We start from the raw sequence: 24,382 nt of genomic DNA, 5'->3' as shown, positions 1-24,382 counted from the left end.
ACGGTCTTTGCAGGCCATCTGCGGAACGACATTTTGGAATTTGAACATGAGTGATGCACAGCAATCGCAACATATTGAGCGGCGCCTGGTCGAACTTGACGTTGAACATCGCGATCTCGATGCCGTCATTGAACTGCTGGTACTCGATGGCCACCATGATGAACTGCAGCTGCGCCGCTTGAAAAAGCGCAAGCTGCAACTGAAAGACCATATCACCTTGCTCAAGATGCAACTGGTGCCCGATGTACCGGCCTGAGCATGCCTGCCCAGTCCCGCTTTTACCGTTAAGTATATTTTGACCGATTCCCAATTAGTGCCAGCCGAGGCTGAAGTACAGGCCGAGCCCGGCAAGCACGACGCCGATATCGAGCGCCTGTTCGGCGCCGGCGGTCCGCTCGGGCCTGCCGTAGGCAGTTTCAAGCCGCGCCGTTCGCAAACCGACATGGCCAAGGCGATCGCGCAGGCGATCGACAAACAGACCACCTTGATGGCCGAGGCCGGCACTGGCACCGGCAAGACCTTTGCCTACCTGGTTCCCGCGCTGATGTGGGGCGGCAAGACGATTGTTTCCACTGGTACCAAGAACTTGCAGGATCAATTGTTCCTGCGCGATATTCCGACCGTGCGCGCAGCCTTGCAGGCGCCGGTGTCGGTGGCGCTGCTCAAGGGCCGCTCGAACTATGTCTGCCACTATCATCTCGAGCGCACGCTGCAGAACGGGCGCATGACCTCGCGCGACGATGTGGGCCACTTGCGTGAAATTTCCCGTTTCCTGAAAATGACCAGTTCCGGCGACAAGGCCGAACTGACCAAAGTGCCGGAAAACGCCTCGGTATGGAATCTGGTCACCTCGACGCGCGACACCTGCATGGGCGCCGAGTGCCAGTATTATCAGGACTGCTTCGTGATGAAGGCGCGCAAGGAAGCCCAGCAGGCTGACGTGGTGGTGGTCAACCATCATCTGTTCTTTGCCGATGTGGCGCTGAAAGACACCGGCGTGGCCGAGCTGCTGCCGTCGGCCAATACCGTCATTTTCGACGAGGCGCACCAGCTGCCCGATACCGCGACGCTGTTTTTTGGCAATACCGTGTCGACCTCGCAGATACTTGAACTGTGCCGCGATGTGCTGGCCGAAGGGCTAGCGCATGCGCGTGGCATCGACTGGGCCAAGACCGTGACGGTGGTGGAAAAAGCCGCGCGCGACCTGCGCCTGACGTTCCCGCAGGATATCGTGCGCCTGTCGCTGCCGCAGATTGCGCCATCGAGCGACTTTTTCCCGGCGCTCGATACCCTCAAGGACGAGCTCGATGGCATGGTGGCGGTGCTGGAAACCCAGGCCGAACGCGCTGAAACGCTGGAGCAGTGCCGCGTGCGCGGCGTCGAGTTGGCGCAGCAACTCTCCAGCTGGAAGTTCGACCCGAAAGCCAAAGTGGCGACCGGCGAAGAGGCCGTGCTGTGGGTCGAGGCGTTTTCCAGTTCCTTGCAGCTGCACAAGACACCGTTGTCGATTGCGCCGATTTTCAACAACCAGCGCGAAGGCGCGCCGCGCAGCTGGATTTTTACTTCCGCTACCTTGGCGGTCAAAAACGACTTCAAGCATTTTTCCGAGCAGATGGGGCTGACGGGCGAACCGTCGCATACCTGGCCGAGTCCGTTTGATTACGCCCAGCAGGGCCTGCTGTTCGTGCCGCAGAATCTGCCGCAGCCCAATTCGCTCGGCTATACCGACGCCGTGATCGATTGCGCGCTGCCGATTATCGAAGCGGCTGGCGGCCGTACTTTTTTCCTGTGCACCACGCTGCGCGCCGTCAAGCGGGCGGCCGAACGCCTGGCCGAAGAGTTCAAGGCGCGCGGCCTGAACTTCCCGCTGTTCGTGCAGGGCGAGCGCGGCCGCACCGAATTGCTCGACCAGTTCCGTGCCGCCGGCAATGGCGTGCTGATCGGCAGCCAGAGCTTCTGGGAGGGCGTCGACGTGCGCGGCGATGCACTGTCGCTGGTGATTATCGACAAGCTGCCGTTTGCGCCGCCCGACGATCCGGTGCTGGCAGCCCGTATCGAGGTGATGGAAAAGCAGGGCAAGAACGGCTTCATGCACCATTCGCTGCCCGAGGCAATCATCAACCTCAAGCAGGGCGCCGGGCGCCTGATTCGCGATGAGGGCGACCGTGGCGTGCTGATGATCTGCGATCCGCGCCTGATCTCCAAGCCGTATGGCCGACGCATCTGGCAAAGCCTGCCGCCGTTCAAGCGCACGCGCGAGGCGGCCGAAGTGGTCGAATTCTTCCGTAACCTGCCGCCGCGCAGCGCCTGACCTTGTTTTGCCGGGCCTTGGCTCGGCCTGCACGCGTACCAGCCATGCCAGATTCTGGCGAGTTCAGGCCAGTTTTTGTCATGAAAAATGCGCGAGAACAGGCACAGGCTTTGCGCCAGCGCAAAGTGGTGCGACCTGAGCCGTCTAGATTGAAGTCATGTCCTGCCTCTATGCGTGCCAGGTCTGGCTTGCAAGCAGACGCGACATTCAAGAATCGGGAAGGAGCATGCCATGCAAATCCGCTACGGCTGTTTCTTGAGTTATGCGCACGGCCAGTACGCATATATGAACAAATTCAAGAATGACTTGATCGAGGCACTGGCCTGCTATCTGGAGCCCCACCTGGACTGCGAAGACGCGCTGTTTATCGACAGCGAACAGTTGGGTGGCGGCGACGATCTTGACCGGCGCGTGGCGCGCGCCATGTGCGAAAGCGTCACCATGATCGTGCTTTACACGCCAAAGTACGAAGCGCACGGTTATACGCGGCGCGAGTTTGCCGGCATGCAGCTGATCGAACGCGAGCGCAGCAGTTGGTACGAATTGCCCAGCCACCTGATCATTCCCATTATCATGACACCGCACCCGGACGGCTTGCCGTTGCCGATTACCGGTCCCGGCTTTTATCTCGATTTTTCCGGTTACACGCTGGCCAGTGGCGACCTGAAGTCCAATCCGCGTTATCTGCCCGATATACAAAAAATCGTGCAGCGCATCGCCACCCATTATCATCTGCTCAAGCATGCTATGCCGGTCGGCCACGACTGCAGCCGCTTCGTGCTGCCGGCGATGGCACCGGCATGGCGCAATGAGGCCTCTTTGTCGGCGTTGCGGTGATTTTCGCTTCCTTGAGCTTCATCACATAGGAGCGACGGCGTTGCTTCGGGTAAAATCCCGGCATGAGAATCCTTATTAGCAACGACGATGGCTACCTGGCGCCAGGCCTGGCGGCGCTGGCCGATGCGCTGGCCAGTATTGCCGAGATCGTGGTGGTGGCGCCCGACAGCAACCGCTCCGGCGCGTCCAATTCGCTGTCGCTGGACCGTCCGCTGTCGGTGGGGAAGGCTGGCAATGGTTTTTACTACGTGAACGGCACGCCCACCGACTGCGTGCACGTGGCGCTGACCGGCATGCTGATGGAACGGCCCGACCTGGTCGTGTCGGGCATCAACAATGGCCCCAACATGGGCGACGACACGCTGTACTCGGGTACGGTGGCAGCCGCCACCGAAGGCTATCTGTTCGGCATCCCGGCCATTGCCTTTTCGCAGTCCGAGTTTGGCTGGCCCAACCTCGATGCGGCCGCGCGCATGGCCAGGGACATCGTCGAGCGCCATTTCGACGCCTTGCCGGCACCCTACCTGCTGAACGTGAATATTCCGGCCATCCCCTATGAGCAGATGCAGGGCGTGGCCGCCACGCGCCTGGGCAAGCGCCATGCGGCCGAGCCGGTGATCCGCGCACTCGATCCGCGCGGCCGTGAAATTTTCTGGATCGGTCCGGTCGGCGCCACCAAGGACGCCGGTCCCGGCACCGACTTCCATGCGGTTGCGCAAGGCCAGGTGTCGGTGACGCCGCTGCAGATCGATCTGACGCATGTGACGGCGCTCGATGCGCTCTCCAGCAGCCTGGCCAGGGGGGGGCAGCATGAGTGACAAGCCGCGCACCTTTCCGCTGACGCTCGACTCGCTGGCCGGCAAACCGTCGCGCCAGGGCGCAGCGCCTGCCAAGGCCTGGGTGGCCACGCCGCAGACGGCGACCCAGAATGCGGCGCAAAGCGCAGCGCGCAATCTGCGTGCGCCGTATGGCGCCGCGCCGGTGGCGGCGCCGCAACGGCAAAATCCGCTGGTGTCGGACGCCGTGCGGCGCGCCATGGTGGCGCGGGTGGCCAAACAGGGCGTGCGCGACCAGGTGGTGCTCGATGCGCTGCAGGCCGTGCCGCGCCATCTGTTCATGGATGAAGCGCTGGCCTCGCAGGCGTATATCGACGCCTCCTTGCCGATCGGCCACCAGCAAACGATTTCGCAGCCGTATATCGTCGGGCGCATGATTGAAGTGATGCGCAATGGCGGCAGCTTGAACAAGGTGCTCGAGATCGGCACCGGCTGCGGCTATCAGGCCAGGGTGCTGTCGCTGGTAGCGAAGGAAGTCTATTCGATCGAGCGCATCAAGCCGCTCCATGAGCTGGCCAAGTCCAACCTGCGCGCCTTGCGCGTGTCGAACCTGCGCTTGCAGTACGGAGATGGTATGCTAGGTCTGCCGCAGGCGGCCCCGTTCGACGGGATCATCCTGGCCGCAGCCGGACTGGAAGTGCCACAGGCGCTGCTCGATCAACTGACCATCGGCGGACGCCTGGTAGCGCCAGTGGGCGCCACGTTGCAGCGATTACAACTGATTACCCGGGTTGGGAAAATGGAATGGACCAGTGAAACGCTGGAAGATTGCCATTTCGTGCCCTTGCGCCCGGGCGTCATCTGATCCCCGGATCAACCAGCAAGCAGGACAGATAACACATGCAAATGATTAATAATACAAAGCGACTTCTTGGCACTCTCGGCCTTGCGGCCATCTTGAGCGGCTGCGGCACCACCGGCGTGCAGGCGCCCGTGGTGGAACGCCAGCCTGTTACCGGCAGCGCAGCCGCACCTGATGCGCGCGACCGCGATCCGGCCTTCTATACCGTGCGCCGTGGCGACACGCTGCTGCGCATTGCGCTCGAGCACGGCCAGAACTACCGCGACCTGGTGGTGTGGAACGAGCTGACCAATCCGAACGACATCAAGGTCGACCAGGTGCTGCGCGTGCTGCCACCCACTGGCGAGAGCGGTAGCAGCGGCGGCGCGCAAACGTCGGCCATTGCCGCACCGGTGATTACCGAGGTGCGTCCGAGCGCGCCGGTGGTGCCGAAGAAAAGCGGTCCGCGCGGCGAGAAAAAGCCGTATTCCGACGCCACCCTGGCCGAACTGCGCAGCGACGCCGGCGTGACCGAGACCAAACCTGCCCCGGCACCGGCGCCTGCCGCCGTGCCGGCCGCACCGCTGGCGGTCACGCCGGTGCCACCGGCAACTGCCGCCGGCGAGGAAAAGCTGGTGTGGATCTGGCCCACCGAAGGCAAGGTGATCGCGACGTTTGACGAAGGCAAGAACAAGGGCGTCGATATCGCCGGCAAGGCTGGCCAGCAGGTGGTGGCGGCTGGCAGCGGAAAAGTCATGTACGCTGGCAGCGGCATCCGTGGTTATGGTAATCTTGTTATCGTGAAGCATAGTAATAGTTTGTTGTCGGCGTATGCGCATAACCGCAGCATCCTGGTCAAGGAAGGCCAGAATGTGAACCGCGGCCAGGCCATCGCTGAAATGGGTGATTCCGATGCCGACCGGGTCAAGCTGCACTTTGAAATCCGCCAGCAGGGCAAACCTGTGGATCCGTCGAAATTTCTGCCTAACCGTTAGTTCAATCAGGTAAAGCAATGACCAACGCGCCGCACGACCAGAAGGATGATGAATTCGATCCGCAGGACGAGGCGGCCGATGACGTGATGGCGGACGAACCTGGCGAAGCGGATGGCGAGGACGGCGCCAGTGATCCGGCTGTTGCGGCCAGCGTGGCCGTCGACAGCGTCGATGAACTGAAAAAAGTGCTGGCGGCCGAGCTGTCGACCGATACTACCCAGCACTATCTGAATCAGATCGGCACGCGCCCGCTGCTGACGGCGCCGCAGGAAGTCCATTACGCCACGCTGGCCAAGCAGGGCAATTTCGAAGCGCGCCAGACCATGATCGAGCACAACCTGCGGCTGGTGGTGTCGATTGCCAAGCATTACATCAACCGCGGCGTGGTCTTGCTCGACATGATCGAGGAGGGCAATATCGGCCTGATGCGCGCCATCGACAAGTTCGAGCCCGAGCGCGGTTTCCGCTTTTCCACTTACGCCACCTGGTGGATACGCCAGAGCATCGAGCGCGCCATCATGAACCAGGCGCGCACGGTGCGCCTGCCGGTACACATGGTGCGCGAACTGAACCAGGTATTGCGCGGCAAATATCACCTGGAAGCGCAGCAGCACGACGGCAAGGACGCCTCGGTTGAAGACATCGCCCACCTGGTGGGGCGGCCAGTGGAGGAGGTGCAGGATATGCTGGCGCTGTCCGAACACGCCACCTCGCTCGACGCGCCGCTCGACAACGATCCGCAATCGTCGCTGATGGACATGCTGCCTGGCGCGGCCGAAGACAGTCCCGACGCGCGCGCCGAGCACCACGAAATGACGTTGCTGGTGCGCGACTGGCTGGGCAAGCTGCCCGACAAGCAGCGCGTGGTGATCATGCGCCGTTTTGGCCTCGACAACGACGATCCGGCTACGCTGGAAACGCTGGCCGAAGAAATGGGCGTCACGCGCGAGCGCGTGCGCCAGATCCAGCAGGAAGCGCTGATCAAGCTCAAGCGCGCCATGGCGGCGCGCGGCGTGGTCAGGGATTCGCTGCTTTAAGGCGCCTCGCCGCGGCTGCACCGCCTTGGCATCTGCTATCATACGGCCCGTTCGGCGCCGTTCGACCCTGCTCGCGGCGCCCGGCCCACTCCCTTCCAGACAGCAGTTCCAGCGCGGCCCTGCATTTTGGCCCGTTTTTACCTATTGATTGCTATGCAAGATAATATTCTCGAAATCAAATCGCTCGACATGGACGCGCGCGGCGTCGGCCATATCGACAATGAAGACGGCACGCCGGGCAAGGTGGTGTTTGTCGAAGGCGCCTTGCCGGGCGAACGCGTCAGCTTTGTCACCTTCAAGAAGAAGAAAAACTGGGAAGCGGCGCGCATGACCGCGCTGCACCGCGAATCGTCGATGCGCGTGACGCCCAAATGCAAGCATTTCGATAACTGCGGCGGCTGCTCGATGCAGCATCTGGAGCCGTCGGCGCAGGTCGCGATCAAGCAGCGCGTGCTGGAAGATAACCTGTGGCATATCGGCAAGGTGCGCGCCGAGAGCATCATGCGCCCGATGTACGGCCCGACCTGGGGCTACCGCTACCGCGCGCGCCTGTCGGTGCGCCATGTCAAGAAAAAGGACGCGGTACTGGTTGGCTTTCATGAAAAGAAATCGGCGTTCGTGGCCGATATGGATAGCTGCGAGATCCTGCCGCCGCACATTTCTGACATGCTGCTGCCGCTGCGCGCACTGGTCGCTTCGCTGTCGATCTTCGACCAGATGCCGCAGATCGAGCTGGCGGTGGGCGAAAACGTCACCGCCATGGTGCTGCGCATTATGGCGCCGTTGAGCGCCGACGATGAGCTCAAGCTGAAAGCCTTTGCCGACCAGTACGGCGTGCAATGGTGGCTGCAGGTCAAGGGTCCGGAGACGGCCGTGCCGTTCTATCCGCTCGACCAGCAACTGCACTACCTGCTGCCCGAGTTTGGCGTGAAGATGCCGTTCAAGCCGGTCGACTTTACCCAGGTCAATCACCATATCAACCGCGTGCTGGTGGCCAAGGCGCTGCGCCTGCTGGAAGTGCAGCCTGAAGACCGCGTGGCCGACCTGTTCTGTGGCCTCGGCAACTTTACCCTGCCGCTGGCCACCCAGGGCAGCGAAGTGGTTGGCATCGAAGGCAGCACCACGCTGACCGAACGCGCACTGGAAAACGCCAAGGCCAACGGTTTGTCGGCCAAGACCTCGTTCTTTACCCGTAACCTGTTTGAAGTCACCACCGAAGACCTGATCGCGCTGGGCAAGTTTGACCGCATCCTGGTCGACCCGCCGCGCGACGGCGCCATGGCCCTGTGCCAGGCGCTGGCCGGCTTGTCGCAAGTGCGCCCGGATTTGCTGCCCAAGCGTATTGTCTATGTTTCCTGCAGTCCATCAACGCTGGCGCGCGACGCTGGTATTTTGATGCTGGAAGCCGGCTACAAACTGTCCAAGGCAGGCGTGGTCAATATGTTTCCGCACACCTCGCATGTCGAATCGATGGCGGTGTTTGACCTCGTTTGAGGGGCGTTGGTGGTGATGTCGGGTTACGCCCTGGGGGCTAACCCGACCTACGGCCTGTGCAACATGTGTACGTCGGATTGTCACGTAGGTCGGATTAGCCGCGCAGCGGCGTAATCCGACAACACCGCAGTCACATTACAGGCGTAAAAAAACCGGCCGAAGCCGGTTTTTTTGTTGCTGCATCAATCTTAGTCGCGGCTACCGCCAGCCAGGCCCAGCAAGGACAGCAGGCTGGTAAAGATGTTGTACACATCGAGGTAGATGCGCAGAGTGGCCGAGATGTAGTTGGTCTCGCCGCCGTTGATGATCTGCTGCACGTCATACAGGATGTAGGCCGAGAAGATTGCAATGGCCACCATCGAGATGACGATCGACAATGCCGACAGGCCCAGGAAGATGTTGGCCACTGAAGCCAGGATCAGCACGATCACGCCGGCAAACAGCCATTTGCCCATCGCCGAAAAATCGCGTTTCGACACGGTGGCAATGGTGGCCATCACAGCCAGGATGGTGGCGGTGCCGCCGAAGGCGGTCATGATCAGCATGCCGCCGTTCGAGTAGCCCAGGGTGCGGGTCAGGATCGGCGTGAGCATCAGGCCCATGAAGAACGTAAAGCCCAGCAGTACGGCTACGCCCAGACCCGAATTCTTGGTTTTTTCAATCGCGTACATAAAGCCGAACGCCACCACCATAAAGATGATGAAGCCCATGCCGCCGGTCAGCATCGGCAGGTGCATCTGCACGCCGATAAACGCACCCAGCACGGTCGGTATCATGGACAGTGCCAGCAGCCAGTAAGTATTGCGCAAGACCTGGTGGCGTACTTGCTGCATGCCCCCCGACAGGTCAAACGTGCGTTGCATGTTCTGATTCATAATGCCTCCGTGATGTCAAATCAAGTAATTGCTTTCTGCAAGGATAGCATGACCCCCGTTTTTTACAAAAAAACCAGCTTAAGATTGCATTAAACGCAGCATGGTTGCAAAGAAGGGGACTGCTTGTCTGGGGATATGGGGTGGAGTATGGTAAAATCGAAGGTTGATTGAACTATCAATTATTGTTTTAAACCTTTCTTTTTATTGGAGTTTTCACAAATGGCAATCGAACGCACCCTGTCGATCATCAAACCAGATGCAGTTGCAAAAAACGTCATCGGCCAAATCTACACCCGTTTTGAAAACGCTGGCCTGAAAATCGTTGCTGCCCGCATGACCCAACTGTCGCGCGAACAAGCTGAAGGCTTCTACGCTGCGCACAAAGAGCGCGGCTTCTTCAACGACCTGGTGACCTTCATGGTTTCCGGTCCAGTCATGATCCAGGCTCTGGAAGGCGAAAACGCCGTTCTGGCTCACCGTGACCTGATGGGCGCAACCGATCCGAAGAAAGCAGAAAAAGGCACGATCCGCGCCGATTTCGCCGATTCGATCGACGCCAACGCCGTACACGGTTCGGACGCCGTTGAAGCAGCTAAAGTGGAAATCGCTTACTTCTTCCCGGAACTGGCCTAATCGCCCAGGATAACGTTATTTCATGGCGTTATCCATGAAATGACTTTATCACCCCCTGTTCCCGCGGCGCCGCCCATTGGGCCTGGCGCGCGGGGACGGATTTTTGGAATTGACGACATGACCACGACAACACTCACCAACTTGCTGGACCTCGATCCCGCGCAGCTCATCGCCTATTGCGCCGAGTTGGGAGAGAAACCGTTCCGTGCAAAACAATTACAGCGCTGGATACACCAGTTCGGTGCGTCGGACTTCGATGCCATGACCGACCTGGCCAAGTCCCTGCGCGACAAACTCAGGACGCGCGCCGAAGTACGCGCGCCGGCCATTATCAGCGACCATACCTCAACCGATGGGACGCGTAAGTGGCTGGTCGACGTCGGCAATGGCAATGCGGTCGAGACCGTATTCATTCCGGAAGAAAATCGCGGCACGCTGTGCATTTCGACCCAGGCTGGCTGCGCCGTCAACTGCCGTTTCTGCTCGACCGGCAAGCAGGGCTTCAACCGCAACCTGACGGTGGGCGAGATCATCGGTCAGCTGTGGATGGCCGAATTCGAACTGCGCCGCACCAAGGGTATCGAGCCGGGCCCGAAAGGCGAGCGCCAGATCACCAACGTGGTGATGATGGGCATGGGCGAGCCGCTGCTGAACTTCGAGCCGACCGTCACCGCCCTTAAATTGATGCTCGACGATAACGCCTACGGTCTGTCGCGCCGCCGCGTGACGCTGTCGACTTCGGGCGTGGTGCCGATGATGGACAAGCTGTCGCAGGAAGTGCCGGTGGCGCTGGCCGTGTCGCTGCATGCGTCGAATGATTCGCTGCGCGATGGTCTGATTCCACTGAACAAGAAATACCCATTGAAGGAACTGATGGCCGCCTGCAAGCGCTACCTGGAATTTGCGCCGCGCGACTTCATCACCTTTGAATACTGCATGTTGGACGGCGTCAACGACAGCGACGAGCACGCGCGCGAACTGTTGGCGCTGGTGCAGGACCGCGAATTTGGCGTGAACTGCAAGTTCAACCTGATTCCGTTCAATCCCTTCCCCGAGTCGGGCCTGTTCCGCTCGAAAAATCCGCGCATCAAGGCGTTTGCCCAGGTGCTGATGGACGGCGGCATCGTCACCACCGTGCGCAAGACGCGCGGCGACGATATCGATGCCGCCTGCGGCCAGCTGGCCGGCGAAGTCAAGGACCGCACGCGGGTGCAGGAACGGATGGAAAAGATGTCCGAATACCAGCAGAAGTTTGGCGCCAATTTCGGCAAGATCGTGGAAATTCGCACCTGATGCAGGAAGGCATGGCGATCCATTGCTCACGCGCTGTGGCTGCCTTCAGCCTGGCTGGGGCGCTGGTCGGCTGTGCTGTTGCGCCAGACCATGCCAGCGAAGGCGCCAGCAGCGCCCAGCGTGCGCAATTGCGTTTGCAACTGGCCAGTGCCTATTATGAGCAGGGCCAGCTCGAAGTCGCTTTGCAGGAAGCCAATCAGGCGATCACGCTGGCGCCGACCTTGCCACAGGCACATGGCATGCGCGCGCTGGTCTATGCTGCATTGCGAAAACCTTTGCTGGCAGAGCAAGATTTTCTTTACGCCTTGCGCCTTGCGCCTCACAATCCGGAGTTGAGCAATAATTACGGCCAGTTTTTATGCCGGAGCGGGCGTGCTGCCCAGGCGCTCGGCTATTTTGAGGCAGCGTTGCAGGATGCGTCGTATGACACGCCTGAGAAGGCGCTGCTCAATGCCGGACAGTGCAGCTTGAACCTCGGTGATGATCGCCGCGCCGGCGCGTATTTCACGCGCGCCCTGGCACTGGCGCCCGACGAGGCTGTGGCGCATGCCGGCCTGGTGCGTGTGTATTACAAGCAGCAAGATTACCGGCAAGCCGCCCTGCATCTGGGACGGCTTGCAGCAGCAGGGACTATGGAGAGCCAGCCGGCCGATGTGCTGTGGCTCGGGATCAAGGTGCAGCATAAGCTCGGAAATACAGAAGCGGAAGCTGGCCTGGCGGCGCTGCTGCGTCGTCACCATTTCGCTTCGTCCGAATATGCTGCTTATCAAAGTGGGGCGTTTGATGAGTGAGACAGGGGTACCAATGAATTCAGAGCGGGCAGAAACGCCTCGGGCAGAAGCACCTCAGCAGCCGCAGGGCAACCTTGCGCTGGCGGGCGCACAACTGAAGGCGCAGCGTGAGACGCTGGGCTGGCAGGTGGGGCAGGTGGCTGAACAGCTCAAGCTGGCGCCGCGCCAGGTGGTGGCGCTGGAAGAGGGCGACGTGGCGGCCTTGCCGAATCTGGCCGTGGTGCGTGGTTTCGTGCGCGCCTACGCCAAGGTGCTGCGGCTGGACGCAGCGCCGCTGGTGGCGATGATCGAAGTGCCGCAGGCGCCGACGCAGGAGGCAGTAACGCCGGTGCGCCGTGAAATGTCCGGCACCACGTTTTCGGAGTCGAAATTTCCATCGATGACGCAGCGCTCAAGCAATCCGGCCGTGTGGATTGCCGGCGCGGTGGTGGTCGTGGCCGTGGCGGCCTTTGGCGCCTACAAGCTTGGCTATGTACCCGAGAACCTGCTGGCGCATGCCGACAAGCCGGCCGAACACACCGGCGTCACGGCGCCGGTCGAAACCACGCTGGTCAAGCCGGGCGAACTGGCACCGGTGCAAACGCCGTCGGTGCCGTTAATTTCGGTGCCGCCGCCAGCCGGCAGCGACAGCGCCGCGCAGACGGCAGCTTCGGTAGTGACACCAGCAGCGCCGCCGGCAACACCGCCAGCAGCGGCTGCTACCACGCCGGCACCGGTGACAGCGACAGCCGCTGCCGCGCCAGCTGCGGTTGCAGCTGAAGCGCCGGCCGCAGTCCCGGCAGCAGCAGGTGCAAACGCACTGGTGCTGAAAGTGGAACAGGATTCGTGGGTTGAAATTCGCCGTCCAAACGCCTCGCCGCTCATTTCGCGCCTGGTCAAGGCCGGCAGCACCGAGACATTCGACATTACCGGTCCGGCCACGCTGGTGGTCGGCAAGCCCGGTGTGGTGCAAGCCACCCTGCGCGGCGCAAAGCTCGACCTGCCGACGGTGGCCGGTGGCACGATTGCCCGCGTCAGCATCAAATAACACGGTTTGACTATTTTCTTACAGACGACAACGAACATGGCTTCCTCGAATACAGCAATTGCCTCCGGCCCCTCGGATCGGCGCGACAGCCGCAAGGTGCTGGTGCAGTACGGCCAGCGCCAGATATGGGTTGGCGGCAACGCCCCGGTGGTGGTGCAGTCGATGACCAATACCGATACGGCCGACGCGATTGCCACTGCGATCCAGATCAAGGAACTGGCGCGCGCCGGCTCCGAAATGGTGCGCCTGACGGTCGACCGGCCCGAAAGCGCTGCGGCCGTGCCGTATATCCGCGAACAGCTCGACAAGATGGATATCGATGTGCCGCTGGTGGGCGACTTCCATTACAACGGCCATACGCTGCTTAACGATTACCCTGATTGCGCGCGTGCGCTGTCGAAATACCGCATCAATCCGGGCAATGTGGGCAAGGGTGCCAAGCGTGACACGCAGTTTGCCCAGATGATCGAGGCGGCCTGCCGCTACGACAAGCCGGTGCGCATCGGCGTGAACTGGGGTAGCCTGGACCAGGCGCTGCTGGCGCGCATCATGGATGAAAACGCGGGCCGCGCCGAACCGTGGACGGCGCAGGCGGTGATGTACGAAGCGCTGGTCACGTCGGCCATTGAAAACGCCGTGCGTGCCGAAGAGCTGGGCCTGGCGCGCGACAAGATCATCCTGTCGTGCAAAGTCTCCGGCGTGCAGGATCTGATCGCCGTGTACCGCGAACTGGGCAAGCGCTGTGACTATCCGCTGCACCTGGGCCTGACCGAAGCGGGCATGGGCAGCAAGGGCATCGTTGCCTCGACGGCGGCGCTGTCGGTACTGCTGCAGGAAGGCATCGGCGACACCATCCGCATTTCGCTGACGCCCGAGCCGGGCGGCGACCGTACGCGCGAAGTGATCGTCGGCCAGGAAATTCTGCAGACCATGGGCCTGCGCAAGTTTGCGCCGATGGTGATTGCCTGCCCGGGATGCGGCCGCACCACCTCGACCACGTTCCAGGAACTGGCCGACAATATCCAGACCTATCTGCGCGAGCAGATGCCGGAATGGAAAAAATCGTATCCCGGCGTCGAAGCGATGAACGTGGCCGTGATGGGCTGCATCGTCAACGGTCCCGGCGAATCGAAGCACGCCAATATCGGCATCAGCCTGCCCGGCACCGGCGAATCGCCAGCCGCACCGGTATTTGTCGATGGCGAAAAAGTCGTCACCCTGCGCGGCGAGCGCATCGTCGAGGAATTCCAGGACATCGTCCTGAACTATGTTAAAACCCATTACGGCACCGCAGCGTTGGCTGGAGCGGTCGGGGTGGTCGGGTAGGTCGGATTAGCGCTCCGCGCGTAATCCGACACCACAGTTAAAGAAAAGAAAAACATTATGTCCGAAAATAAAAAAGCAGAAAAAATCACCGGCGTCAAAGGCATGAACGATGTGCTGCCCGCCGACGCGCCGCTGTGGGAATTGTTTGAAAACACCGCCCAGTCGGTGCTGCAGAGCTATGGCTTCCAGCAGATCCGCACCCCGATCGTGGAAGAAACCAAGCTGTTTGCACGCGCCATCGGCGCCGTGACCGACATCGTGGAAAAGGAAATGTATTCGTTTACCGACTCGATGAACGGCGACAACCTGACGCTGCGCCCTGAAGGCACGGCCGGCGTGGTGCGCGCCGTGGTCGAGCACAATCTGGTGTACGAAGGCCCGAAACGCCTGTGGTACAAGGGCCAGATGTTCCGCCACGAGCGCCCGCAAAAAGGCCGCTATCGCCAGTTCCACCAGTTCGGCGTGGAAGCGATCGGCTTTACCGGACCCGATATCGATGCCGAGCTGATCATGCTGTGCCGCCGCCTGTGGGACGATCTGGGCCTGGAAGACATCCGCCTGGAACTCAATTCGATCGGCGACGCCGGCGAGCGCCTGCGCCACCGCGCCGACCTGATCGCTTACCTGGAAAGCCACAGCGAGCTGCTTGACGAAGAAGCCAAGCGCCGCCTGCACAGCAATCCGCTGCGCATTTTAGATACCAAGAATCCGGCCATGCAGGAACTGGTGAACAATGCGCCGAAGCTGCTGGAATACCTGGGCGAAGAATCGCTGGCGCATTTCCATGGCCTGCAGAAGATCTTGAATCACAACAATATTCCATTTACCATCAACCCGCGCCTGGTGCGCGGCCTCGACTATTACAATCGCACCGTGTTCGAGTGGGTCAGCGACAAGCTGGGCGCGCAAGGCACGGTCTGCGCCGGCGGCCGTTATGACGGCATGGTGGAAATGTTTGGCGGCAAGTCGACCCCGGCGGTTGGCTTTGGCATGGGCATCGAACGCCTGGTGCTGCTGATGAAGGAAGCGGGCGAGCCGGTGGCGCCAGCCCAGTGCGACGTCTACCTGGTGCATCAGGGCGAGCAGGCCGGCCTGCAGGCTTTCGTGCTGGCCGAGCGCATCCGTGACGCCGGCCTGGACGTGGTCTTGCATTGCGCGGCCAGCAATGGCGGCGGCGCCTTCAAGGCGCAGATGAAAAAGGCTGATGCCAGCGGCGCTTCGTTTGCCGTGATCCTCGGCGACGACGAAGTGGCCAATCATGTCGCCAACGTCAAGGCGCTGCGCGATGCCGAAGGCGGCGCGCAGCAAAATACGGTGCCGTTCGACGAGGTGGTCGATTACCTGGTCGACCAGATTATCGGCGCCCACGATTGCGGTCACGACCACGGCGCCGACGGCCACGTGCACCACCATCATTGATATTGATGGCAGCAGCAGGCATTTTCGATCAACACCTTTCAAACTGAACTCTCATGGCATACGATCACGAAGAACAAGAACAACTGGCAACCCTCAAGGCCTGGTGGCAACGTCACGGCAATCTGACCTCCTGGGTCCTGATCGTGGCGCTGGCAGGCTACAGCGGCTGGGCCGGCTGGCAGTACTACCAGCGCAACCAGGCTGCGCAGGCAGGCCAGCTGTATGAGGAGCTGCAAGGCGCGATTGCCGCCAAGGATGCGGCCAAGATCCAGCGCGCTGCCGGCGACATGCAGTCGCGCTTTGGCGGCACCGCCTACGCGCAGATGAGCGGCCTGGCTGCCGCCAAGGCGGCGTTCGACGCCAAGGACCTGAAAACGGCCAAGGCCCAGCTGCAATGGGTGGCGGAACATGGCAGCGAAGAATACAAGGCGATTGCCAAGCTGCGCCTGGCTGGCGTGCTGCTCGATGAAAAAGCCTACGATGAAGCGCTGAAAGTATTGTCCGGCGACACCGTGGCGCAGTTTGCCGGCGCCGTGGCCGACCGCAAGGGCGATGTGCTGGTCGCGCAAAACAAGCTGGCCGATGCACGCACTGCGTACCTGGCGGCATGGAATGCCACCTCGAAAGACAATCCGGGCCGCCAGCTGATCCAGGTCAAGCTCGAAGCAATCGGTGGCAGCGTGCCCGAAGAGAAAAAGGCTGAAGCGGCCGCTGCCTGAGCGGCAGGCTAGTTCTGCTGCGCGGCACCGGCTGCCGCCTGCCTTACACTGACAAGTACAACAAAGGTTGGATAACACATATGCGCATCACTGAAAAACTGCTTGCTGCAAGCCTGCTGGCCCTGATGGCCGGTTGCTCGTCCTGGAATCCGTTTGCCTCGAAAGATCCGAAAACCGAGCCGGCCAAGCTGGTCGAGTTAAAATCGAGCATGGCAGTGCGCGATGCATGGAAGTATTCGATTGGCAAAGGCGGCGTGTATGCGTTTTCGCCGGCGCTGTCGGGCACCAGCCTGTACGTGGTCAATGCCGACGGTGCGCTGGCGCGCATCGATGCGGCCACGGGCCGGGAAACCTGGCGTATCAAGGCTGGCGCCGACATTACGTCGAGCCCGGGCACGGATGGCAATGTGGTGGCAGTCGGCGCCATAAAGGGCCAGATCCTGGCGTTTGATGCTGACGGCAAGTCGCTGTGGAAGGCCCAGGCGTCCAGCGAGGTGCTGAGCGCGCCGGTGGTGGCTGACGGCATCGTTGCCGTACGCAGCATCGACAACCGTATCGTCGGCTACGACGCAAAAACGGGCGAGCGCAAATGGACGGTGCAGCGCGCCACGCCGGCTTTGACCTTGCGCAATGCGCCGGGCATGGTCGCTGGCGGCGCCAATATCTATGTGGCCCAGCCAGGCGGCAAATTGCTGGCGCTGACAGCGGCCACCGGTGTGGTACGCTGGGAAGTAGTGGTCAGCGAGCCGCGCGGCGCAACCGAACTGGAGCGCGTCTCCGATATCGCCGGCACGCCGGTGGTGTTTGAGAGCGAAGTGTGCGCCGCAACGTACCAGGGCAAGGCCGGCTGCTTCGACGCCGCCACCGGCGTGCCGCGCTGGACCAAGCCGATCTCGACGGACGTGGGCGTGGCAGTTGACCAGCGTTTCGTGTTTGCCGCCGACGACCAGGGTTCCGTGCTGGCGTTTGCCCGCGACGGCGGCCAGGGCGCGTGGAAGAATGACACGCTGGCGCGTCGTCGCCTGTCCACGCCGGCCTCGTATGGTCGCAGCGTGGCGGTCGGCGACTATCAAGGTTATATCCACTTCCTGTCGCGGGAAGATGGCGCATTATTAGGTCGGGTCAGCACCGACGGCAGCCCGATTGTGTCGGTGCCGGTGGTGGCAGGTTCGAATTTGATTTTTCAAACCCAATCAGGGACAGTGACTGCCTTGGCAGTCGAGTAATACAATGAAGCCGGTAATAGCACTAGTAGGTCGACCCAATGTTGGGAAATCGACTTTATTCAATCGTCTGACCCGCTCGCGCGATGCGCTGGTGGCCGATTTGCCTGGGTTGACGCGCGATCGTCACTATGGCGAAGGTCGTGTCGGCGAACGTCCCTTCCTGGTCATCGATACGGGTGGTTTCGAACCCGTGGCCAAGGAAGGCATCATGCACCAGATGGCACTGCAGACCAAGCAGGCCGTGGCCGAGGCCGATGTGGTGGTGTTCATCGTCGACGGCCGCCAGGGCCTGACGCCGCATGACAAGACCATCACCGACTTCCTGCGCAAGAGCGGCCGTCCGGTCATGCTGGTGGTCAACAAGAGCGAAGGCATGCGCTACACGGCCGTGGTGTCGGACTTCTACGAGCTGGGCATGGGCGATCCGTACGCGATCTCGTCGGCGCATGGCGACGGCGTGGCCGACCTGGTCGAAGTGATGCTCGATACCGCGTTTGCCCAGCGTCCGGAAGAGCCGGAAGAGCTGGAAAAAACCGATCGCGGCATCCGCATCGCGCTGGTCGGCCGCCCCAACGTGGGCAAGTCGACGCTGGTCAATACCCTGCTGGGCGAAGAGCGCGTGATCGCCTTCGACATGCCGGGCACCACGCGCGACTCGATCGAGATTCCGTTCGAGCGCGACGGCCAGCAATATACGCTGATCGACACGGCCGGTATCCGCCGCCGCGGCAAGGTGTTTGAAGCGATCGAGAAATTCTCGGTGGTCAAGACGCTGCAGTCGATTTCCGAAGCCAATGTGGTGATTTTGCTGCTCGACGCGCAGCAGGATATTTCCGAGCAGGATGCGCATATTGCCGGCTTTATTCTCGAATCGGGCCGCGCGCTGGTGGTCGCCGTCAATAAATGGGACGGCCTGCAATCGCATGAACGCGATGAAATCAAGATCGATCTCGACCGCAAGCTCGATTTCCTCTCGTTTGCCAACATGCACTTTATTTCGGCTTTGAAAGGCACCGGCATCGGTCCCTTGATGAAGTCGCTTAATGCGGCCTATGCGGCCGCCATGTGCGACCTGTCCACGCCAAAACTGACGCGTGCATTGATCGAAGCGGTGGAAAAGCAGGAGCCGCGCCGCAAGGGTTCGATCCGTCCGAAGCTGCGCTATGCGCATCAGGGCGGCATGAATCCGCCGGTGATCGTTATTCACGGCAATGCACTTGACGCCGTGGGTGAGCCCTACAAGCGTTATCTTGAAAAGCATTTCCGCGATACCTTCTCGCTGGTCGGCACGCCATTGCGCATTGAACTGCGCACCGGTAAAAATCCATTTGCCAGAACGCCGAGCAAGTAAATCACATTGTTATATTAAGCTGCAATTAAGGCGCCGCCATCATAATGCGGCGCCGGTAGCCATGTAATATGGGATAGCGCACAGTTATAATAAATCGTTAATGCGCGTTGCGCGACAGCGAGCGCGAAAACAGGTTACAGTAGCTATAACAACATTCTGTCTTGAGAAGAATGTTGCATGGGCACTTGAAATCAAGCGCGTCGCCTCCAATTCTTACACAACAACATCAACAAACGGAGCTGTTATGAGCAACAAAGGGCAACTGTTACAAGACCCATTCCTCAATGCATTACGCAAAGAGCATGTTCCTGTCTCGATCTATCTGGTCAACGGCATCAAACTGCAAGGCCATATCGAATCGTTCGATCAATACGTCGTATTGCTGCGCAATACGGTCACGCAGATGGTGTACAAGCACGCCATCTCGACAGTGGTGCCGGCCCGTGCCGTCAATCTCAATATTGAATCCGAAGCGGAGTAAAGCGTTGAGCTTGACGGCCCTGCGCCTTGCACCCTTCTTCGCTTTCGCCCGCGCCAGCAGCGCTGATGCCCCGGCATCGGCGCGCGCCTCAACACGTTTGCCTTCATCATGCGCGCGGCACTAGTCGGCGTTGACTTCGGTCACAGCGATTTTGCCGCCAGCATGGAGGAGCTGATGCTGTTGTCGCGCTCTGCTGGCGCGGACCCGATTTCCACCATCACGGCCAAGCGTTCGAGTCCCGACTCGGCCTATTTCGTCGGCAGCGGCAAGGCTGACGAAATTGGCGACGCGGTCGTCAACGATGGCCTGGAAATTGTCATCTTCAATCATGCCCTTTCGCCTGCCCAGCAGCGCAATCTGGAAAAGCGCCTCAATGTGCGCGTGCTTGACCGTACCAGCCTGATTCTCGATATCTTTGCGCAGCGCGCCAAGAGCCACGAGGGCAAGCTGCAGGTTGAGCTGGCCCAGCTGCAGCATCTGGCCACGCGCCTGATTCGCGGCTGGACTCACCTTGAGCGGCAAAAAGGCGGTATCGGCTTGCGCGGTCCCGGCGAGACGCAGCTTGAAACGGACCGCCGGCTGATCGGCGAACGCGTCAAGGCGCTGCGCGCACGGCTGGAAAAGCTGCACAAGCAGCGCGAAACCCAGCGCCGCGCACGTGGGCGCAATCACACGTTCTCGGTCTCGCTGGTCGGCTATACCAATGCTGGCAAGTCGACCCTGTTCAATGCCGTGACCAAGGCCGGCGTGTATGTCGCCGACCAGCTGTTCGCCACGCTTGATACCACCTCGCGCCGGGTCTACCTGGGCCAGGAAGTGGGCAACGTGGTGATCTCGGACACGGTTGGTTTCGTGCGCGAATTGCCGCATCAACTGGTGGCGGCGTTTCGCGCCACGCTCGAAGAAACCATCCATGCCGACCTGCTGCTGCATGTGGTCGACGCCGCCTCGCCGGTGCGCATGGAGCAGATCGAGCAGGTCAACCTGGTCCTGAAAGAGATCGGCGCCGATCATATTCCGCAAATTCTCGTGTGGAACAAGATCGACGCCGCTGGCCTGGAACCGGTGGTCGAGCGTGACGAAGAAGGCGTGATCAATCGCGTGTTTGTCAGTGCACGCACCGGCAGCGGCCTCGATCTGCTGCGCGAGTCCATCGTCGAGATGGCAAAAAATGCACCGCGCTCGGCGCACCTGTACCAGGGTGGCGGCGACACGCAGCAAGACGATGGGCTGGCCGATGATGAGCCAGCCGATCAGCAGGACCAGAAGGACCAGCACGATGGCGCCGCCCCCGACCAGGCCACAGAGCCCGGCGCGGACGACCGGTTTTCCACCCACTCCAAAGTCGGAATACGATAGTTATGCTTGTCTCCCTACTCAAGAAAACAGGCTTGAAGTTGTCCCTGAACGACCCCCGCTGGGGCAATCGCAAGGATGACGGCCAGAAAGCCCAAGAAGGCAAAAAGCCGGGCGAAGGTCCTCCCGACCTCGATCAGATCTGGCGCGATTTCAATCAGCGCCTGAATGCCTTTTTCGGCCAGAAAAACCGTCCCGACAACGGCGGCAATAACAACAATGGTGGCGGCAATGGCGGCGGCCAGCGTCCCGACATGAAGGGCGCCGGCATTACCGCTGGTGTAGTGGGCGGTATTGCCGTGCTGATCTGGCTGGCCAGCGGCGCCTTTATCGTGCAGGAGGGCCAGAACGGCGTGGTGCTGACGTTCGGCAAATACAGCCATACCACGCCAGCCGGTTTCAACTGGCGCTGGCCGTATCCGTTCCAGACTGACGAAACGGTCAATGTGTCGCAGGTGCGTACGGTGGAAGTCGGTTACCGCGATTCGCTGCGCAACAAGCAGACTGGTGAATCGCTGATGCTGACCGACGATGAAAACATTATCGACATTCAGTTTGCGGTGCAGTACACCTTGAAGAGCCCGGTTGACTGGCTGTTCCAGAACCGCGACCAGGAAGACACCTTGCGCCAGGTGGCCGAAACGGCGATCCGCGAAGTGGTCGGCCGCAGCAAGATGGACTTCGTGCTGTACGAAGGCCGTGAAAAAGTCGCGTATGAAACGCAGCAGCTGATGCAGCAGATCCTCGATCGCTACAAGGTCGGCGCCGTCATTACCAACGTGACGATGCAGGCGGTGCAGCCGCCGGAACAGGTGCAGGCCGCGTTTGACGATGCCGTGAAAGCCGGCCAGGACCGCGAGCGCCAGAAAAATGAAGGTCAGGCCTATGCCAACGACGTGATTCCGAAAGCGCGCGGCGCCGCCTTCCGTTTGCTGGAAGAAGCCGAAGCGTACAAGGCGATGGTGACCGAGAACGCCGAAGGTAATGCGTCGCGCTTCAAGCAGGTGCTGGTCGAGTACCAGAAGGCGCCAGGCGTGACGCGTGACCGCATGTATCTGGACACTATGCAGCAGGTATTTACCAGTGCCAGCAAGGTGATGGTTGACGCCAAGACGGGCAGCAATCTGCTGTATCTGCCGCTCGACAAGCTGATCGCCCAGACTGCCGCTACCGACGCTGCTGCCCGCACATCGGCCGCACCGGCAGCCAACACCGTTTTGCCACAGGATGCCATGCCTACAGTTGAAGTCAATACGCGCCGCGAACGCAGTGTTTCGCGTGAACGGGAGAGCCGCTAATGAACCGCATCGTTGCCGCCCTGATCGCGGGCTTTATCGCGCTCATGCTGCTGTCTTCGACCGTGTTCGTGGTCGACCAGCGTAAATATGCCGTGGTGTTTGCGCTCGGTGAAGTCAAGGAAGTCATCAGCTCGCCGGGCCTGTACTTCAAGCTGCCGCCGCCGTTCCAGAATGTGCTGTACCTGGACAAGCGCATCCTGACACTCGACACGCCGGAGCCGGAACGCTTCATTACGGCCGAGAAGAAAAACATCCTGGTCGACGCCTACGTGAAATGGCGCATTGCCGATCCGCGCCTGTATTTCCGCAGCTTCGGCGGCGATGAAAAGCCGGCCCGCAACCGCATGTCGCAGATCGTCAAGGCAGCGCTGAACGATGAAATCACCAAGCGCACCGTGCGCGAAGTGATCTCGGGCCAGCGCGGCAAGGTGATGGAAGCGATCCTGGCCAAGGTCTCGGCCGAAGCGAAAGCGATCGGCGTGGAAATCGTCGATGTACGCCTGAAGCGCGTCGACTATGTCGACCAGATCAACAACTCGGTGTACGAACGCATGAAGTCCGAACGCGTACGCGTGGCCAACGAGCTGCGTTCGACCGGTTCGGCTGAATCGGAGAAGATCCGCGCCGACGCCGACAAGCAGCGCACCGTGATCCTGGCTGAAGCCTACCGCGACGCTGAAAAGCTGCGCGGTGAAGGCGACGCGCAGGCATCGCAGGTGTATGCCGAAGCGTTTGGCAAGAATCCCGAGTTCTACAAGTTCTACCGTAGCCTCGAAGCCTACCGTGCCAGCTTCAAGGACAAGGGCGACGTGATGGTGGTCGATCCGAGTTCGGAATTCTTCAAGTACTTCAAGAGCACCGGCGGCGCCAGCGCCGCACCGAAGAAGTAAGCGCTGTCATACCTGATGGTCAGGGCAGGGCCGGCAGCGATGCCGGCCCTGTTTTTTTGTGTGCCAGCCTGTGGCGTGCCGGCAAAAAGTGCTGATTTTTTACCACTGGCAAAGGTTCGCGGCCAGAAGTTATCCCAAAAGTCACACGTTTTCGCGTAAAATGCCAGGTTCGGCCTCTTGCCTGGCACGCCCGCCGCTGCCTCGCCTGAAGCATTTTTCAACTTTCTTCCGTATCACGCTCCCTCATGCCGAATTGGCTTTTGCCTGAAAATATTGCCGATGTATTGCCGTCGGAAGCGCGCAAGATCGAAGAGCTGCGCCGCCTGATGCTCGACAATTTCCGTCTGTACGGATACGAACTGGTGATGCCGCCGATGCTCGAGTACCTCGAGTCGCTGATGACCGGCGCCGGCAAGGACACCGACCTGCGCACCTTCAAGCTGGTCGACCAGCTGTCGGGCCGCATGCTGGGCCTGCGCGCCGACATGACCACGCAAGTGGCGCGCATCGACGCCCATCTGCTCAACCGCGCGACCGTCACCCGCCTGTGCTATGCCGGCAGCGTGCTGCATACCCGTCCGTCGGGCTTGCACGCAACGCGCGAGCCGCTGCAGATCGGCGCTGAAATCTACGGCCACGCTGGCCTGGAAGCCGATGCCGAAATCCAGGAACTGGCGCTCGCATCACTGGCGCTGGCCGGTTTCGACGCCGTGCGCCTCGATTTGTCGCATGTTGGCCTGCTGCGCGCTATCATTGCGCCTGATGCACAGGCCGTGCGCGACGAGTCGGCCCTGTATGGCCTGCTGCGCGCCAAGGATGTGCCGGGTCTGCGCGCCCTGACTGCCTCGTATGACGCCGTGACGCGCGACGCGCTGCTGGCGCTGCCGAACCTGTATGGCGATATCGATGTACTGGCGCGCGCGCGCGAAGTGCTGCCGGCGCTGCCGGGCGTGCAGAAGGCGCTGGCCGAACTGGCCGCACTGGCTGGTTCTGCGATTGGGCGCGCCGAAGTGGCGATCGACCTGGCCGACCTGCGCGGCTACCAATATGAAAGCGGTGCGATGTTTGCGCTGTATGTACCAGGCTTGCCGAACGCAGTAGCGCGCGGCGGCCGTTATGACCACGTCGGCGAAGCGTTCGGCCGGGCTCGTCCCGCGACCGGCTTCTCGCTCGATTTGCGCGAACTGGCGCGCCTGTTGCCTACCGCGGAGCGCAAGCATTCGATCCGTGCACCATGGGGCAGCGCGCCGGAATTGAAGGAAAAAATCGCCGAGTTGCGCAAGGCGGGCGAGGTCGTGATCCAGAGTCTGCCGGGTCACAGTAATGAACAAGACGAGTTCGAGTGCGATCGCGCGCTGGTACTTGCCGATAATGGTAGTAGCTGGATTCTTAAAAACTTAGGTTAA

At 61.0% G+C, this 24,382-nt stretch carries 23 protein-coding genes; 22 read left to right on the top strand and 1 reads right to left on the bottom strand.

Annotated features, from left to right (window positions below):
* Nucleotides 1-46 precede the first annotated feature (46 nt).
* From GCM43_RS13250 to rlmD, 8 genes are all read left to right on the top strand, one after another.
* Entirely contained in the window at nucleotides 47-256 is a 210-nt protein-coding gene (locus tag GCM43_RS13250) for a YdcH family protein (protein ID WP_152244969.1), read from the top strand.
* A 39-nt stretch (nucleotides 257-295) separates the two neighbouring features.
* Nucleotides 296-2,311, top strand: a complete 2,016-nt coding sequence (locus GCM43_RS13245) for an ATP-dependent DNA helicase (RefSeq protein ID WP_226929475.1) — start codon at nucleotides 296-298, stop codon at nucleotides 2,309-2,311.
* Between the two features lie 231 nt (nucleotides 2,312-2,542).
* On the top strand, nucleotides 2,543-3,148 hold the full coding sequence (locus GCM43_RS13240) for a toll/interleukin-1 receptor domain-containing protein (RefSeq protein ID WP_152244967.1): 606 nt from the start codon (nucleotides 2,543-2,545) through the stop codon (nucleotides 3,146-3,148).
* Nucleotides 3,149-3,210: 62 nt separating this feature from the next.
* On the top strand, nucleotides 3,211-3,966 hold the full coding sequence (gene surE, locus GCM43_RS13235) for a 5'/3'-nucleotidase SurE (RefSeq protein WP_152244965.1): 756 nt from the start codon (nucleotides 3,211-3,213) through the stop codon (nucleotides 3,964-3,966).
* Nucleotides 3,959-4,789: a protein-L-isoaspartate(D-aspartate) O-methyltransferase gene (locus GCM43_RS13230; protein ID WP_152244963.1), complete on the top strand. Its 831-nt coding sequence runs from the start codon at nucleotides 3,959-3,961 to the stop codon at nucleotides 4,787-4,789. The genes surE and GCM43_RS13230 overlap by 8 nt, the downstream gene beginning before the upstream one ends.
* A gap of 41 nt (nucleotides 4,790-4,830) precedes the next feature.
* The gene (locus GCM43_RS13225; protein WP_152245220.1) at nucleotides 4,831-5,760 is read left to right on the top strand and encodes a peptidoglycan DD-metalloendopeptidase family protein; all 930 of its coding nucleotides are present in this window, start codon (nucleotides 4,831-4,833) and stop codon (nucleotides 5,758-5,760) included.
* 17 nt (nucleotides 5,761-5,777) lie between these two features.
* The gene (rpoS, locus tag GCM43_RS13220) at nucleotides 5,778-6,797 is read left to right on the top strand and encodes an RNA polymerase sigma factor RpoS (protein WP_152244961.1); all 1,020 of its coding nucleotides are present in this window, start codon (nucleotides 5,778-5,780) and stop codon (nucleotides 6,795-6,797) included.
* A gap of 153 nt (nucleotides 6,798-6,950) precedes the next feature.
* Nucleotides 6,951-8,291, top strand: a complete 1,341-nt coding sequence (gene rlmD, locus GCM43_RS13215) for a 23S rRNA (uracil(1939)-C(5))-methyltransferase RlmD (RefSeq protein WP_152244959.1) — start codon at nucleotides 6,951-6,953, stop codon at nucleotides 8,289-8,291.
* A gap of 188 nt (nucleotides 8,292-8,479) precedes the next feature.
* Here rlmD and GCM43_RS13210 read toward each other — a convergent pair whose 3' ends face one another.
* Nucleotides 8,480-9,166, bottom strand: a complete 687-nt coding sequence (locus tag GCM43_RS13210; RefSeq protein ID WP_152244957.1) for a Bax inhibitor-1/YccA family protein — start codon at nucleotides 9,164-9,166, stop codon at nucleotides 8,480-8,482.
* Between the two features lie 219 nt (nucleotides 9,167-9,385).
* Between GCM43_RS13210 and ndk the strand changes: the two genes are divergently transcribed.
* From ndk to GCM43_RS13140, 14 genes are all read left to right on the top strand, one after another.
* On the top strand, nucleotides 9,386-9,799 hold the full coding sequence (ndk, locus tag GCM43_RS13205; protein WP_152244955.1) for a nucleoside-diphosphate kinase: 414 nt from the start codon (nucleotides 9,386-9,388) through the stop codon (nucleotides 9,797-9,799).
* A gap of 117 nt (nucleotides 9,800-9,916) precedes the next feature.
* Nucleotides 9,917-11,092, top strand: a complete 1,176-nt coding sequence (gene rlmN / locus GCM43_RS13200) for a dual-specificity RNA methyltransferase RlmN (RefSeq protein ID WP_152244953.1) — start codon at nucleotides 9,917-9,919, stop codon at nucleotides 11,090-11,092.
* The gene (gene pilW / locus GCM43_RS13195; protein WP_152244951.1) at nucleotides 11,092-11,883 is read left to right on the top strand and encodes a type IV pilus biogenesis/stability protein PilW; all 792 of its coding nucleotides are present in this window, start codon (nucleotides 11,092-11,094) and stop codon (nucleotides 11,881-11,883) included. Before rlmN ends, pilW begins: the two co-directional genes overlap by 1 nt.
* Before the next feature lie 13 nt (nucleotides 11,884-11,896).
* The gene (locus GCM43_RS13190; protein WP_152244949.1) at nucleotides 11,897-12,910 is read left to right on the top strand and encodes a RodZ domain-containing protein; all 1,014 of its coding nucleotides are present in this window, start codon (nucleotides 11,897-11,899) and stop codon (nucleotides 12,908-12,910) included.
* A gap of 36 nt (nucleotides 12,911-12,946) precedes the next feature.
* The gene (ispG, locus tag GCM43_RS13185) at nucleotides 12,947-14,236 is read left to right on the top strand and encodes a flavodoxin-dependent (E)-4-hydroxy-3-methylbut-2-enyl-diphosphate synthase (protein ID WP_152244947.1); all 1,290 of its coding nucleotides are present in this window, start codon (nucleotides 12,947-12,949) and stop codon (nucleotides 14,234-14,236) included.
* Nucleotides 14,237-14,293: 57 nt separating this feature from the next.
* Nucleotides 14,294-15,655, top strand: coding sequence for a histidine--tRNA ligase (hisS, locus tag GCM43_RS13180; protein ID WP_152244946.1), 1,362 nt, complete (start codon nucleotides 14,294-14,296; stop codon nucleotides 15,653-15,655).
* Nucleotides 15,656-15,708: 53 nt separating this feature from the next.
* Complete coding sequence (locus GCM43_RS13175) at nucleotides 15,709-16,374, top strand: YfgM family protein (RefSeq protein ID WP_152244944.1); 666 nt, start codon at nucleotides 15,709-15,711, stop codon at nucleotides 16,372-16,374.
* A gap of 80 nt (nucleotides 16,375-16,454) precedes the next feature.
* Entirely contained in the window at nucleotides 16,455-17,600 is a 1,146-nt protein-coding gene (gene bamB, locus GCM43_RS13170) for an outer membrane protein assembly factor BamB (RefSeq protein WP_152244942.1), read from the top strand.
* A 4-nt stretch (nucleotides 17,601-17,604) separates the two neighbouring features.
* On the top strand, nucleotides 17,605-18,951 hold the full coding sequence (gene der / locus GCM43_RS13165; RefSeq protein WP_152244940.1) for a ribosome biogenesis GTPase Der: 1,347 nt from the start codon (nucleotides 17,605-17,607) through the stop codon (nucleotides 18,949-18,951).
* Nucleotides 18,952-19,195: 244 nt separating this feature from the next.
* Nucleotides 19,196-19,432: an RNA chaperone Hfq gene (gene hfq / locus GCM43_RS13160; RefSeq protein WP_008450615.1), complete on the top strand. Its 237-nt coding sequence runs from the start codon at nucleotides 19,196-19,198 to the stop codon at nucleotides 19,430-19,432.
* Between the two features lie 108 nt (nucleotides 19,433-19,540).
* On the top strand, nucleotides 19,541-20,791 hold the full coding sequence (gene hflX, locus GCM43_RS13155; protein WP_152244938.1) for a GTPase HflX: 1,251 nt from the start codon (nucleotides 19,541-19,543) through the stop codon (nucleotides 20,789-20,791).
* A 2-nt stretch (nucleotides 20,792-20,793) separates the two neighbouring features.
* Nucleotides 20,794-22,086 carry an FtsH protease activity modulator HflK gene (hflK, locus tag GCM43_RS13150; protein WP_152244936.1) on the top strand — a complete coding sequence of 431 codons (1,293 nt, stop codon included), beginning with the start codon at nucleotides 20,794-20,796 and terminating at the stop codon, nucleotides 22,084-22,086.
* Entirely contained in the window at nucleotides 22,086-22,976 is an 891-nt protein-coding gene (gene hflC, locus GCM43_RS13145; protein ID WP_152244934.1) for a protease modulator HflC, read from the top strand. The genes hflK and hflC overlap by 1 nt, the downstream gene beginning before the upstream one ends.
* A 245-nt stretch (nucleotides 22,977-23,221) precedes the next feature.
* Entirely contained in the window at nucleotides 23,222-24,382 is a 1,161-nt protein-coding gene (locus GCM43_RS13140; protein ID WP_152244932.1) for an ATP phosphoribosyltransferase regulatory subunit, read from the top strand.

It is taken from the genome of Janthinobacterium aquaticum (assembly GCF_009208565.1).
Taxonomy (GTDB): domain Bacteria; phylum Pseudomonadota; class Gammaproteobacteria; order Burkholderiales; family Burkholderiaceae_D; genus Janthinobacterium.
This window is presented reverse-complemented; position numbering and strand designations above follow the sequence as displayed.